10 protein-coding genes are annotated in these 15,076 nt (G+C 52.1%); 6 read left to right on the top strand and 4 right to left on the bottom strand.

The features are described 5' to 3' along the window. Window positions 1-114: 114 nt before the first annotated feature. The 4 genes from nusA to BQ2633_RS09195 form a co-directional block, all read right to left on the bottom strand. The gene (gene nusA / locus BQ2633_RS09210) at window positions 115-1,383 is read right to left on the bottom strand and encodes a transcription termination factor NusA (RefSeq protein WP_075566641.1); all 1,269 of its coding nucleotides are present in this window, start codon (window positions 1,381-1,383) and stop codon (window positions 115-117) included. An 81-nt stretch (window positions 1,384-1,464) separates the two neighbouring features. Continuing rightward, window positions 1,465-1,929 carry a ribosome assembly cofactor RimP gene (gene rimP / locus BQ2633_RS09205; RefSeq protein ID WP_075566640.1) on the bottom strand — a complete coding sequence of 155 codons (465 nt, stop codon included), beginning with the start codon at window positions 1,927-1,929 and terminating at the stop codon, window positions 1,465-1,467. Window positions 1,930-2,371: 442 nt separating this feature from the next. After that, window positions 2,372-3,811, bottom strand: coding sequence for a BspA family leucine-rich repeat surface protein (locus tag BQ2633_RS09200; protein WP_075566639.1), 1,440 nt, complete (start codon window positions 3,809-3,811; stop codon window positions 2,372-2,374). A 295-nt stretch (window positions 3,812-4,106) separates the two neighbouring features. Then, a complete protein-coding gene (locus BQ2633_RS09195; protein ID WP_075566638.1) occupies window positions 4,107-4,994 on the bottom strand; it encodes a BspA family leucine-rich repeat surface protein in 888 nt (295 codons plus the stop codon). A gap of 304 nt (window positions 4,995-5,298) precedes the next feature. Between BQ2633_RS09195 and BQ2633_RS09190 the strand changes: the two genes are divergently transcribed. From BQ2633_RS09190 to BQ2633_RS09165, 6 genes are all read left to right on the top strand, one after another. Continuing rightward, window positions 5,299-5,601 (top strand): hypothetical protein, encoded by a 303-nt coding sequence (locus tag BQ2633_RS09190; RefSeq protein ID WP_176720114.1) that lies wholly within the window; start codon window positions 5,299-5,301, stop codon window positions 5,599-5,601. Window positions 5,602-5,994: 393 nt separating this feature from the next. After that, on the top strand, window positions 5,995-7,473 hold the full coding sequence (locus BQ2633_RS09185; RefSeq protein WP_141700189.1) for a GEVED domain-containing protein: 1,479 nt from the start codon (window positions 5,995-5,997) through the stop codon (window positions 7,471-7,473). A 99-nt stretch (window positions 7,474-7,572) separates the two neighbouring features. Next, window positions 7,573-9,102 (top strand): arylsulfatase, encoded by a 1,530-nt coding sequence (locus BQ2633_RS09180; protein ID WP_075566635.1) that lies wholly within the window; start codon window positions 7,573-7,575, stop codon window positions 9,100-9,102. Between the two features lie 162 nt (window positions 9,103-9,264). Further along, window positions 9,265-10,275, top strand: a complete 1,011-nt coding sequence (pta, locus tag BQ2633_RS09175; RefSeq protein WP_075566634.1) for a phosphate acetyltransferase — start codon at window positions 9,265-9,267, stop codon at window positions 10,273-10,275. Window positions 10,276-10,444: 169 nt separating this feature from the next. Further along, window positions 10,445-11,641 (top strand): acetate/propionate family kinase, encoded by a 1,197-nt coding sequence (locus BQ2633_RS09170; protein WP_075566633.1) that lies wholly within the window; start codon window positions 10,445-10,447, stop codon window positions 11,639-11,641. Window positions 11,642-11,751: 110 nt separating this feature from the next. Continuing rightward, the gene (locus BQ2633_RS09165) at window positions 11,752-14,754 is read left to right on the top strand and encodes a sialidase family protein (protein WP_075566632.1); all 3,003 of its coding nucleotides are present in this window, start codon (window positions 11,752-11,754) and stop codon (window positions 14,752-14,754) included. Window positions 14,755-15,076 lie beyond the last annotated feature (322 nt).

Here is a 15,076-nt window from a genome sequence, read left to right as displayed (position 1 = left end):
CATGCCATTGACAGAGTGTCTCAGGCAGAAAGTGAGAGGAGGAAAAGCACCGCCCTCCAAACAGCTCTTTGCGGCTCGCCCTAATTTTGTTGGTTAGGTCGAGCCGCAGAGGCATTAAGATGCGGATTCGTCAAACTCAGCGCGGAGTACTGCGAGCAAGTGGTCTACGGTGTCTTCTTCGAGGTCGGCTTTTTCGACAATCATGTCGCGAGGTGCATTGAGCACTTCACGCGCAGTGCGCAGCCCCATCTGCTTGATGGCATCGATGACCCATTGGTCGATTTCGTCTGAGAATTCGTCCAAATAGATGTCGTCCACTTCTTCAGCGCCTTCCACTTCGCGGAACACGTCGATGGTGTAGCCGGTGAGCATAGAGGCGAGTTTGATGTTTTGTCCTCCCTTACCGATGGCGAGGCTCACTTGGTCGGGAGCCAAGAACACGTCGGCACGCTTTTCTTCTTCGTTGATCACGATGTTGTTCACACGTGCAGGGTTGAGCGCACGTTGGATGTAGAGCATCGTGTTGGTGGTGAAGGGGATGACGTCGATATTTTCGTTTTTGAGTTCGCGCACGATACCGCTGATACGGTTACCGCCCACGCCCACGCAAGAACCCACAGGGTCGATGTTGGGATCGTAGCTTTCCACCGAAATCTTAGCACGCTCACCAGGGATGCGCGCCACATCGTGGAGCACAATCACGCCTTCTGCGATTTCAGGGATTTCGCGACGAAGGAGCTGGCGCAAATACATGGGACTAGTGCGCGAGAGGTAGATTTTGGGATTGCCGTTGTTGTTGTCCACGCGATCGATGACAGCTTGCACGCGGTCGCCCTTGCGGAAGAAGTCGCGCGTGATTTGTTCCTTCTTAGGCAGGAGGAGGTCATTTTTGTCGTCGTCCACGAGGAGGGTTTCGTTCTTCCACGTTTGGTACACCTCAGCCGAAACGATTTCGCCTACGCGGTCGATATACTTATTATATAAGGTGTCGTGTTCGAGTTCGAGGGTTTTAGAAGCGAGGGTCTGACGGAGGGTCAAGATGGCGCGTCGTCCGAAAGAAGCAAACTCAATGTGTTCGCTCACCTCTTCACCCACTTCAAAGTCGGGTTCTATCTTTTGCGCTTCGGAGAGAGCGATTTGTTTGTTGTCATCTTCCACCTCACCATCAGCCACGATTTCGCGGCTACGGGTGATTTCAACGTCGCCCTTGTCGGGGTTCACCACCACGGTAAAATTTTCGTCGGTGCCATAGGTTTTGGCAATAACACTGCGAAAACTCTCTTCGAGCACAGCCAAAAGAGTGGTGCTATCGATATGTTTGGTCTCGTTGAATTCAGCAAAGCTGTCGAGGAGACTCATTTCGGGAATTTGCTTTTTAGCCATATATTATAGGTAGAAACGACAGACGCACTTCAAGCCGTCGCACCGTGGTGTGGCGACCCTCAGGCATGCCTGCTGTTTTTTTTATTTGAAATCAATGTAGAGTTTCGTCCATTTCACCTCGCTCATGGGGAGCTTAGTTTCCACCTCCTCGAGGTGTGGACGCTTTTCGCCTTCGGCTTTCACCTTCACTTGCTGCACGATGGTGATTTCTTCGGCAGAAGCAGCGGTGAGACGACCTTGGAGCTTCTTGCCCGCGGTGGTGAGGATTTCCACCTCGTCGCCCAAGTGGATTTCATATTGTTGAAGCACCTTGAAGGGCTGACCGATGCCAGCCGACCCCACTTCGAGGTCAAAGTCTTCTTCGTCGCGGTCGAGTCCCTCCTCGATGAAACGAGAGAGCGACACGCAGTCTTCGATCCACACCCCTTCGGCATGGTCGATTTCCACCAGGATTTTGTCACCATTGATCGACAAGTCGGCGAGGAAATAGTCTTTATCCTCGAGCCATTGGTCGATAAGTTGTTGTACTACGGTTTTACTGATCATTCAGTGGGCAATTATTGCTGTTGTTATAGTGGGGGCAGGGGATAGAAACTCTAGAAGGACTAGATGAACTAAAAGCACTAGAGACCCTCTAACGTCTAACGTCTAATGTCTAACGTCTAAAATCTAACGTCAGAAGCCCGAGCCACGCTTATCGTGGCGAGCAGAAAGGGTCTATGACCCTCTAACGTCTAGATGCCCCTTTATAGACAGAAGTGAGGAGCTTCGTTCGAGCCCCTCACGTCATTTATCACTGCAAATATACGTTTTTCCTGTAAAACAGCCAAGAGTAAGCCATTTTTTTGCACAAAAGAGGCACATTTCCCCTCTTTTCTGGCTCAATTCCTCGAGAAAGTGGCTTATTCTCCAGCGAAAGTGGCTTGTTGCTCTAGTATTTCTAGGAGCTCTAGATTTTCTAGCCCCTCTAACGTCTAATCTCTAACGTCTAACGTCTACTCGTAAAGTATCCCCTTTCGGGGTTAGCCATGCTAGCGTCTGTCTTTGATTCGTCATAAGGCACGGCACCGCGGAGGGAAGTGCAACCAGCAAACATAGATTCCGAGTTTTCGCAGTTCCAAGAGGAGTTGCAATAAATCGTGGTCAAAGAGTTGCACCCACAGAACATCTGGTACATATCATCTACCCACGAAGTGTCGAAATTAGAAAGGTCGAGCGTAGTCAAAGCCGTGCAACCCGAGAACATATTGCCCATTTCACCTAACATCGAAGTGTCGAAGTTGGAGAGGTCGAGAGCGGTCAAAGAGGAGCAGCCCTCAAACAAACCACTCATCCACTCCACCTGCGAGGTGTCGAAGCTGGAGAGGTCAAGAGCAGTCAAGGACGAGCAGCCCTCAAACAAACCACGCATCCACTCCACCTGCGAGGTGTCGAAGTGCGACACATCGAGTGAGGTTAAAGCTGAGCAACCACGAAACATGTAGCTCATCTCCACCACCTGCGAAGTGTCGAAATGCGACACATCAAGCGAAGTCAAAGCTGAGCAACCACGAAACATACAGCTCATCTCCACCACCTGCGAAGTGTCGAAATGCGACACATCGAGTGAAGTCAAAGCAGAGCAACCAGAGAACATACTGGCCATGTCCCTCACTTGGCTGGTGTCGAAATGCGACACGTCAAGTGCAGTCAATAAAGAGCAGCCCTCAAACATACAGCCCATATGTCCCACTTGCGAAGTGTCAAAATGCGAAACATCAAGAGCAGTCAAAGAAGAGCAATCACAAAACATACAGGGCATACTTGTCACCAGAGAGGTGTCAAAATGCGAAACATCCAGAGCAGCCAAAGCTGAACAACCAGAGAACATCCATAACATATCTGTCGTCTTTGACGTGTCGAAATGCGAAACATCAAGAGCAGTCAAAGCTGAGCAAAGGTAGAACATACATCCCATATCCCTCACTTGGCTGGTATCAAAATGCGAAACATCAAGTGCAGTCAAGGCAGAGCAACGAGCAAATATCCAACTCATATCCTCCACCCGAGATGTGTCGAAATTAGAAAGGTCGATGGAAGTCAAAGATTTGCAACCAAAGAACATACCATTCATCTTCGTCACCTGCGAGGTGTTGAGGTGTTCCAGTCCTTTGATGCTTTTAAGTGACTTGAGATATTGAAACCATTTTGCCGTGGTGGTAGGACGAAAATCCCGGAATGAAGCATCAAACACTGCAGTGAGAATGGATGTATTGGGAGATTCCGAATTACCAACCCAAGCAGGTATCAGATCGTTCAGATACTCTTTCTTATCCTCTATTCCCCACAATGTTCCGTCGCGTTCAGCACGTAGAGCGTCGTAATAGAAGGTGAGTGTCTTTTTGTCTGCACTGAGGTGCACGTAGGCTTCGGAGGTATGATTTTGCATCTTGTAGTTTGATGTTAATGTCGTTTTGTGAGCTCGTTTTCCGAGTTAGACTAGATTTACTAGTTTCCTAGTTCTTCTAGTTTTTCTAGTTCTTCTAGCCCAACCGCGCTAGCCCGATCCACGCTTGTCGTGTCGAGCACAAAAGGGGCTGCGCCCCCGAGCAGAAAGGATCTGCGCCCCCTCTAACGTATGTTTTAGACATTGGAAGTTAGACATTAGAGGGCTAGCGCGATGGACTCCCCTCCGCATGGTCCTAACGTCTAAACTCTAACCTCTAACGTCTAATCGCTAACGTCTATTTTCTACTAAAGTATCCCATTTCGGGGTTAGCCATGCTAGCGTCCGTTTTTGAATCGTCATAAGGCACAGCACCGCAAAGGGAGGTGCAACCAGCAAACATGTCTTCAGAGTCATCGCAGTTCCAAGTAGCGTTGCTATAAATCGTGGTCAAAGAGTGGCACCCACAGAACATGTCACAAATAATCTCCACCTGGGAAATGTCGAAGCCAGAGAGATTAATCTCGGTAAGAGAGGAGCAAGCTACGAACATCTTATACATGGTCGTCACCTGCGAGGTGTCGAAGTGGGAGAGGTCTAGTGTGGTCAGATTGGAACAACCCATGAACATATAGCTCATGTCCGTCACCTTTGCGGTGTCGAAGTGGGAGAGGTCGAGCGTGGTCAAACCCTTGCAATCCTTGAACATCGCGCCCATATTGGTCACGTTGGAAGTGTCAAAGCTCGCAAGGTCTAGCGCAGTCAGAGAGGAACACTCCATGAACATACCATTCATATTCGTCACCTGCGAGGTGTCGAAGTGGGAGAGATCAATCTCCGTCAGCGATGAACATCCCAAAAACATACCGCTCATATCCGTCACCTGCGAGGTGTTGAGGTGTTCCAAGCCCTTTATATTTGTAAGTGATTCGAGAGAATAAAACCAAACTTCAGTGCTAGTGGGGCGAAACTCACGGAACGAAGCATCAAACACTGCAGTGAGAACGGATGTATTGGGAGATTCAAAAGTGCCCGTCCAAGCGTAGTATTTAGAAAAAGAATCTTCTTTTGTCTCGCCTATTCCCCACGTTGTTCCGTCGCGTTCAGTACGGAGGGTGTCGTAATAGAAAGTGAGGGTGGTTTCATCTGCACTGAGGTGCACGTAGGCTTCGGGGGTGGGGGTCATAGGGCTTATATGTAATTGAAAATGTTCGTAACAGAAAGTGGTGAGTTGGCTTTTGCTGTGTTTTATTTTTGAGAGTTATCCTAGCAGAGGGATTCTAATGCGCAAATATAAAAAATGTTATGCACATGAGCAAGGGAATAGACGTTAGACGTTAGAGATTAGACGTTAGAGGGTCGCAGACCCTTTTTGCTCGGGGTCACGGACCCTTTTATGCTCGCCACAAGGTGGTTCGGGCAATATAGACATTAGACGCTAGACGTTAGAGAGTAGCCCCCAAAAAACGATGGACTTTTTCCGAAAAACGATGGACTTTTTCCAAAAAAACTCCCACGTTTTTCGGATTTCGTGGGAGAAAATTGAAGTGACGAGAGAGAAGAAAAGAGAAAAACAAAAAGAAAGAAGGAATATACACAAAGGCATCCACGGCAAAAACAAAAACAAATCCACGGCAGAAACAAAAGGCATCCACGGCAGAACAAATCCATGGCAAAAACAAAAAGGAATCCACGGCAGAAACAGAAAACGTCAAAATCAGGTCAAAAACAAATCCACGGTAAAAACAAAAAGGAATCCACGGCAAAAACAAAAAGGATTCCACACAAAATAGGAAGGAAAGAAGGGCAATTCGTGCATAAAAGTAAGGATTTGAGGAGTAATATTCTCATGCAGACTTAGCATTTTCGGCTTAAAAACTTGGTCAAATGCATAATCTATTGTAATTTTGTGCACAACAAATGGCGCTTTCTCGCTGCAGCTTCTAGACGAAAGTGCCAGTTTTGCATTGAAAGTAGGCAAATTGAACCTTTTTCAAGCGGTTAAACCTCTATTCAAGACTGCAGTGCAAGATAATATATAGCACCTAGCCTGCAAGAAGATAAGCCATCAAGCCTTGCTAGAAGATAGCAAGTTAAGGCTGCAGCATTGATTTTTCACCCGAAATCTACCCATCGAGGAAAGCACCCCAAGGGGAAGACACGATGGGACAACTCTATTCATCACCATGCACCAATCCGTCTATTTCGCCATGAGCGCCATCGCGTGTTTTGCCACTGCGGCGACCGCTCAAGCACAAAAAGCCACCAGCGGACCACTCTCCGCAGAACTGGTTTATCGCATCCAGTCGGCACCCGACGAACAAGTTTTCATCACCGAGACCGACGAACACAGTTTGACTGTCACCACGAAAGACAACGCTCGCCGACAATTCTGGAAGTTTATCCCTGTGGAGGGACAACAAGACGTGTATTACGTGCAAAACACTGCCACTCACCGCTACCTCGCCTCTACCATTGCCACCGGAGAGGCTGGAAAAACAGCGATCACAACTTCCAATATGCCCGTGGCTTATTTCGTGGCTCCTAACCCCAAAGCGAAGACGGCTGGCGCTTGGACGCTCTCTTCGACCGACGTGCCCAACTACAGCGACCGCTCCAAAACACCCATGGGGCTCAACCGCAAAGGCGGCACCCACCTCGTGGTGGCTTGGCAGGCTGGCCACAACAACGCCAACTCCTACTGGTGGCCCGTGGCAACGACCGACAGTTATGAGGTGCGCCCCTTCCAAACGGGTAGCGACCGCTTGTATGCGCTGGTGGACGAGACCGGCAGATGGCTGCAAGTGAATGGCGATGGCGATTTCTCGTGGACCACTCCCGAAGCAGCAGAGGGCGCAACGTCCTTCTACATGGAGGGACAGGGCAACTCTAAAGGGGGCTACAAGCTCCACCACGGCACCACCCACAAGGCGCTCAACGAGAGCGAAGCCTGGAGCATCGTGGAAGACGAACTCACGGGCTTCTACGGTTGGGAAAATGCGGCGCACCAACGTGTGAAACTCGGTGGCGAAACGCGTTTCCGCTTCATGGCGCAGCGCACTCCCCTCATGCGTCGTTTGCAGATTTATGATTATCCCTGCACCACGACCGACAACTACACCTGGACATCGCTCTCCGTCGCTGCAAAAGGCGAAGCGAAAGAAGGCGCCAAGGTGTTGGCAAGCATCAACTATCCCGATGCAAAAGCCAAGAACGACCGCGAACTCCACGTGGTATTCTCTCGCCAAATGGCAGATTTGCCCCAGAAAGACGTGGTGAAACTGAACTTTAAGCTCAGTGCCAATCCGCCCAAAGATGCGAAGGCTTATCTCTATTTCGACTGGAACCACGATGGTATCTTCGAGGTGCAACAACCCCTCACCTTGCAGCGCACCACCAACGCTGAGTTCACCGTGCCTGAGACGGCTCTCAAGGGCAACACGCGCTTCCGCATCCGCCTCACCTCCAATGGTCTCACAGGCGCAGACGACGAAGTGGTGGGCCTCATCTTCGATGGTTTCCTCAATGTGGTAGCTCCCACCGGCGTGCAACGCCCCACGGTGAATCGTAGCGACGCGCACACCTACGACCTCTCAGGTCGTCAAACCACCACTTCTACCCCTGGTGTCTACATCGTGGATGGCAAGAAAGTGGTGCAACCCTAAACGACTGAGCTAGAAAAATCATCATAGGCTCCATCATCAGAGACTCCATCATCATAGGCTCCATACCTCTTCATGGAATAATCCCCCTGCATTCTCATTATGAAAAAAGCATATACCCTCCTCGGACTTGGCGCTTTGGCAGCGATGACTGGTCAAGCGCAGCAACGTCCCAACATCATCTACATCATGTGCGACGACATGGGCTATGGCGACTTGGCTTGCTATGGTCAGAAGTACATCGCCACCCCCAATCTCGACCGCATGGCAGCCGAAGGCATGCGCTTCACGCAGGCTTATGCCGGAAGTCCAGTGTCGGCTCCTTCGCGCGCAACGCTCATGACTGGGCAGCACAGCGGACACACCCACGTGCGCGGCAACAAGGAATACTGGCGCGGCAAGGATGTGCCCAACCTCTATGGTCGCAACACTGATTTTGCCGAAGGCTGGGCAGGACAAGAACCCTATGATGTGAACCACAAGATTTTGCCTGAAATCCTCAAGGAGAACGGCTACACCACGGGGATGTTTGGCAAATGGGCTGGCGGCTACGAAAACTCCGCTTCTACGCCCGACAAGCGCGGCATCGACGAATATTATGGCTACATCTGCCAGTTTGAAGCCCACGCCTATTATCCCAACTTCTTGAACGAATTTAGTCGTTCGCGTGGCGACAAAAAGACGCACCGCGTGACGCTCGATGAGAACATCAAATATGGCATGCCCGGCAGCGACGACTATTTGAAACGTCCGCAGTATTCAGCCGACCTCATCCACCAAAAGGCGATGGACTGGCTCGACAAGCAGACGAAAGACCAACCCTTCTTGGGCATCTTCACCTATACCCTGCCCCACGCTGAGTTGCAACAGCCCAACGACAGCCTTTTGCAGGCTTATCAAAACCACTTCTGCCAAGAGCACATCTTCCGCAGCCAAGTGGGCAACCGCTATCACGGCACCGAACAGGCACACGCTCAGTTTGCTGCCATGATCACGCGCCTGGACTTCATGGTGGGCGAAATCATTGCCAAGCTCAAGAAGAAGGGCATGGACGAAAACACCATCGTGATTTTCACCTCCGACAATGGTCCTCACGAAGAGGGCGGTGCCGATCCCACCTTCTTCAACCGCGATGGACTGCTCAAGGGTTTGAAACGCTCCACCCACGAGGGCGGCATCCGCATCCCCTTCATCGTGCGCTGGCCCGGTAAGGTGGCAGCAGGCGAAGTGAACGACCACCAACTGGCGTTCTACGACGTGTTGCCCACCTTCTGCGATGTGGCAGGTATCAAGGATTTCCCCAAGGCCTATCAGCGTAATGAAAAGGACCTCTACGACGGTATCTCCTTCTACAACACCCTCACGGGAAAGGACGACCAGCAGCAGAAGCACGATCATCTCTATTGGGAGTTCCACGAAACGAACATGATGGGCGTGCGCATGGGCGACTGGAAGCTCGTGGTGAAGAACGGTAATTGCAGTCTCTACGACTTGAGCAAAGACCTCCACGAAGACAACGACGTGGCGAAGCAACACCCCGATGTGGTGAAGAAGATGGTAGACATCATCTACAAGGAGCACACCACGCCCACAGTGCCCGAATTTAAGGTGACCCTGCCCAAGAAGCTCTAAACGAAACTTGGCTAGCCCCCTCTGAATTGCTTAGTCGAGCATAGAAAATGAGGGGATTAGTGGGCTATCTCAGCCGTTTTTTGTAAATTTGCAGCGTGTCGTGCAGGAAGTGACCCTGAGCACGACACGCTTTACTATTGGTATCCAATCTAAATCTCAATAATGGCACTTATCGAACAGCTCGTTGCTCGCGCAAAAGCCAACAAGCAACGCATCGTTCTCCCAGAAGGCACGGAAGAACGCACACTCAAAGCAGCCGACCGCATCCTCGCTGACGAGGTGGCCGACCTTATCCTCATTGGCGACCCTGCCGAAATCATGGCACTCGCACAAAAAAATGGCCTTACTCACATCGAGAAAGCCACCCTCATCAACCCTCTCTCTCACGATAAGAAGGAGGAATATGCACAACTCCTCGCACAACTCCGCGCGAAGAAGGGTGTGACCATCGACACGGCACGCTCCATTGTGGAAAATCCCCTCTACCTCGGTTGCCTCATCATCAAGGCTGGCGATGCCGACGGACAGTTGGCTGGTGCGCGCAACACCACTGGCGATGTGCTTCGTCCTGCCCTCCAAATCATCAAGACGGCTCCTGGCATCTCTGTGGTGAGCGGTGCGATGTTGCTCCTCACGCAAGCGCACGAATATGGCTCAAATGGTGTCATCGTGATGGGTGACGTGGCGGTGACGCCCGTGCCCGATGTTGAGCAGTTGGCACAGATTGCCATTTGCTCTGCCGACACTGCGCGTGCGGTGGCTTGCATCGAACCCAAGGTGGCTATGCTTTCGTTCTCCACTTATGGTTCGGCAAAGCACGAAGATGTGGACAAGGTGCGCATGGCTTTTGAACGCGCCAAGGAACTCCGCCCCGATCTCGACATCGATGGCGAACTCCAGGCGGACGCTGCCCTCGTGCCCTCTGTGGCTCACTTGAAGGCAGCTGGTAGCCCTGTGGCTGGTCAGGCGAATGTGCTCGTGGTGCCTCGTTTGGAAGTGGGCAACATTGGCTACAAACTCGTGGAGCGTCTCGGTCATGCCGAAGCCATCGGACCTATCCTCCAGGGTATTGCGCGCCCCGTCAACGACCTCTCTCGTGGTTGCTGTCTGGCCGACATCTATAAGATGATCGTCATCACTGCCAACCAAGCTATTGCAGCAAAGCAAAATTAAGGGTCGCAGACCCTTTATAGACGTTAGACATTAGACGTTAGAGGGTCGCAGACCCTTTTGTGCTCGCCACAAGTGGCTCGGTTTCTCGGAGGGCTAGACTCTCTAGTTCCTCTAGTTTTTCTAGTTCCTCTAGTTCTTCTAGACTCACTTGTCAAAAACAACGACAAAAATGAAAATTCTCGTCATCAACTGCGGAAGCAGTTCTATCAAATATAAGCTCTATGAAATGGACACTCACGCTGTGCTCGCAGCAGGCGGCATCGAACGCGTGGGTCAAGAAGGAGCTTTCCTCAAAACTACTGATCACAACGGTGAGAAACTCCAACTCAACTTCGAATGCCCCACCCACACCGAGGGCATCAAGATGATGTTCGACACCCTCACCCATCCCCAACATGGTGCCATCAAGAGCATCGACGAAATCGCCGCTGCCGGTCACCGCATCGTGGCAGGTGGTCGTTTCGCCGAAAGCCGCCTCGTCACCCCCGACATGCTCGAGGAGTGGAAGACCTTCATGGACCTTGCGCCCCTCCACAACCCTCCTGCCCTCAAGGGCTACAATGCAGTGAAAGCTGTGGTGGAAAACATGCCCAACGTCTTTGTGTTTGACACCTCCTTCCACCAAACCATGCCAGCCCATGCCTACATGTATGCCGTGCCCTACCACTACTACGAGGAGATGAACATCCGTCGTTGGGGTGCCCACGGCACGAGCCACCGCTTCGTCACCAACCGCGTGTGCCAGCTCCTTGGCGTGAAGCCCGAAGAGCAGAAGATCATCACCTGCCACATCGGCAACGGTGCTTCCGTTTCGGCAGTAGACCACGGCAAGTGCATCGACACCTCCATGGGACTCACCCCTCTCGAAGGCCTCATGATGGGCACTCGCACGGGCGACATCGATGCTTCTGTGGTGCTCGCCATCATGAAGAAAGAAGGCAAGACCCCCGATGAGATGCAAGATTTGCTCAACAAGAAGTCGGGTCTGCTCGGCATCTCTGGTTTGGGAAGCGACATGCGCGACGTGGAAAACGGCGTGAAGGAAGGCAACGAGCGCGCCAAGTTGGCACTCGACATGTACAACTATCGCATCAAGAAATACATCGGTGCTTATGCTGCTGCCATGGGTGGTGTGGACACCATCGTCTTCACCGCTGGCGTGGGCGAACACCAATGGGATGTGCGCTACAATGCCCTCAAAAACCTCGAATTCCTCGGCATCGAATTGGACTACGACAAAAACAAGGCAAACTTTGGTGAGGAAGAAATCATCTCCACTCCCAACAGCCGCGTGAAAGTCGTGGTAGTACCCACCGACGAAGAACTCCTCATCGCTACCGACACCCTCAACATCGTGTCGAAGTAGTGCGAAACATACTATAAAAAAAGACTGCTTAACCTTGCCGCGCGACGCCTCAGCTCATGAGCGTTGTGCAGTAAGGTTTTGCGCTATTATCAATCCTCTCAGTCATCACCATGATCAAAAAGACGATTACTGCTTTTCTCCTGGCTGCTGCGCTCTACGCTCCTCATGCCATCGCCAGCATCGCCACTTTCACCCCCACCACGCTGACTGCCGATCAGAAGTTTGCTGCCAACACCATTTGGTACACACTCCAAATCGGCGACAACGGGATGTATGTGACCCAACCTAACGCACAAGGTGCCATCTCACTTAACAAAGCCCTCAGCGACCTTGCCGATGCCGACCTCTGGTGCTTCGTGGCCAACGACACCAACGGCTATCGCATCTACAACAAAGCCTCTGGCGCCAACATGGTGCTCGCTGCCGACCCCACTAAAACGGGCAGAAACGGAGGCGACGCCCTCGTTACCCTCAAACCCGCCAACAACCTCGAGGGCTATGTTGACCTCTGGAGCTTCGGCAAGAGCGACAAGCTCACCGGCAAAACGGCTTATTTCATCTATCTCAAAGGCAAAGAAGCCTGGAAGATGAACAACCGCGATGGTAAACTCGCCTTCTGGACCACTGGAGCCGACCACGGAAGTTCATTGCAAATCCTCCCCCTCGGCGGCACCATCGAGGTGTCTCCCACCACTGGCACACTCACTGCCAACGGCAACAGCGCCACTTACCGTGCACTCTGGACCAACAAGGGCGATCTGCCCCTCACCCTCAACGCGGGTGCCAACAACATGAACGTCGCCAATGGCATCCTCCAGCTCCACAGCGGTGCTGCCAAGCGCGGGGGCTACACCTTTGCCATGCCCGTCGGCTACGCTGTCAAGAGCGTGGACTTCGACTTCAAACTCCCCGCTGCAGGCAAGAACGTCAGCATCGAAGCCAACGGCAAAACCACAGCTGTCACCACCGACGTGCAGCACTTCTCCCTCAAGGGCGACGGCAAAGCCAATTCGCTCGCCTTTGAACTCGTGGGCGACAACACTCCCGTGCAGTTGACCAACATCAAGGTCGTGGTAGAGCGCGTGAAAGTGGAACTCGAACCTCAAACCAATCTCTTCCCCTACACCCTGCAAACCCCCGTCACCTACCGCATCCCTGCCATCGCAGTCACCGGTAAATCGGGCACCATCGTGGCGGTGAGCGACTCTCGCCACACCGGCACTGGCGACGTAGGCGCAGGACGCGTGGACCTCTTTGCCACTCGCTCCAACGATGAGGGAAAAACGTGGGACACTCCTGCGGTGTTCTCCGACGCTCATGGCAACCCTGTGGCACAAGGCACGGGTAAGAAGGTGAACAACGACCCCAACCAAAGCCGTGACGCTGGTTATGGTGATGCTGCCATCGTGGCTGACCGCGAAAGCGATGATGTGCTCGTTTTGAGCGTGTCGGGCTTCACCAACTTCTGGCAAGCTCGTCGCGAAACTCCCAACGCTGTAGCGCGCTGGTATTCTAAGGATGGCGGTAAGACCTTCTCGGCTCGCGAAGACATCACCGACCACATCTACAAGCAGTTCGATGGCACCACCCCACGCGGCAAAATCGAATCCATGTTCTTCGGTAGCGGACGCATCATGCAGAGCCATCGCACCAAGGTGGGCAGCCACTATCGCGTCTATGCTGTGATGAGCGGACTGAATGTGAACCCCACCAACATTGCCAACTGGGTGATGTATTCCGACGACTTCGGACAAAACTGGAAAATCCTCGGCGATGCTATGACACCTGCCATCCCCCACTCTGCCGACGAACCTAAGTGCGAAGAATTGCCCGATGGTTCTATCGTGGTGTCTTCTCGCCGTGGCAGTGGACGATGGTTCAACGTCTTCCGCTTCACCGACTCTGCTAAGGGCGAAGGCTACTGGGACACTATGGCACACAGCCCTCTCGTGAAGGCTACTGCCAACGCTTGCAACGGCGAACTCCTCATTGTTCCTGTCGTGAAGAAAGCCACCGGCAAAAAGATGTATCTCGCCCTCCAGTCCGTGCCCTTCGGTCCTTCTGGACGCACCAACGTGGGCATCAACTACAAGGAATTGGCGGGCTACGAAGACTTCGGGTCGTCTGCCCTCTTCGCTAAAGAATGGGACGGCGCACACATGTCTTCCTACATCGGTTCGGCTTACTCTACCATGGCTTGGCAAAAGAACAACACCCTCGCCTTCATGTACGAAGAAGAAACATTGGCTCCTGCCAGCAGAGGTGGATACACACAAGTGTACAAGAACTACACCATCGAGCAAATCACGGACGGTGCTTACTCCTACGCTGCAGACCAAGATTTTGCGGTTGCCAACGGACTGCGCACCGAAGTGCTCAAGGCTCGCTTGGCAGAGCTAAAGAAGAACGTGGGCAGCAAATTGGGACAAATCTCTCCTGAAGCTTTTGCTGGCATCAACGAGATTGCTGACTTCTATTTGGCAAATCCTTCTGATAAGGTCTACGAAGTCTTCAACCTCGCAGTGAAAGAGGTGCCCGTCAATGAGGTCTCGGACAAGCAATACTACTACCTCCAAAATGAGGGCTACAAACCTTCGGAAAACAAGAGCTACTACCTCAAGTTTACCGACGACAAGGCGCAAGGCGTGGACGCTTACGATGAAGCTGACGAAACGCAGTTCTTCATCTTCTACAAGGTGCCCAACCAACCCGGCAAGTTCTTCATCTACAATGCTGCTTGGGACCGCTATCTCTTGCCACTCCAAAACCAAAACGAACCTGTCAACACCACCGACAATCAGAGTGAAGCGGGCATCTACACGCTCGAATATCTGCCTAATGGCGAAACGCTCATCCGTGGCGTGAATGGCAAGAACGGCACTTACAAGTATCTCCACATGGATCGTAGCAAAAACCTCGTTTGCTGGAACGGCATGGAGTCGGCTCCTTCTCACTGGCGCATCCAAGAGACTGGACTCACCACGGCTATCTCTGCTCCCACCACGGGCGATGCTCAAACTGCTGCCAAAGCTCAACTCTTCGACCTCTCTGGCCGCAAAGTGAGTCAAAACCACAAGGGCTTAAAGGTTTCCAAAACTGGCAAGACGTTCTAATTGATTAGACGTTAGAGGGTCACGGACCCTTTCTGCTCGGCTACGGCTACACTGCGTTTCGCTTGCCTCGGCTTCGCTACAGAGAAGGTCAGACCCTTTTTAGACGTTAGAAAGTAGACGTTAGGCATTAGAAATGCTAGCGCGGTTGGACTTTCCGCCGCAGGGCTCTAACGTCTAAACTCTAATAAAGCCACTATCTACAAAAAATCCCCACTCGTCCTATCTGGATGAGTGGGGATTTGTTGTTATTAGACGTTAGAGGGTCGCAGACCCTTTCTAGACGTTAGAAAGTAGACGTTAGACGTTAGAAGGCTAGCGCAGT

The sequence above is a fragment of the Ihuprevotella massiliensis genome, assembly GCA_900095835.1.
Taxonomy (GTDB): Bacteria; Bacteroidota; Bacteroidia; order Bacteroidales; family Bacteroidaceae; genus Alloprevotella; species Alloprevotella massiliensis.
This window is presented reverse-complemented; position numbering and strand designations above follow the sequence as displayed.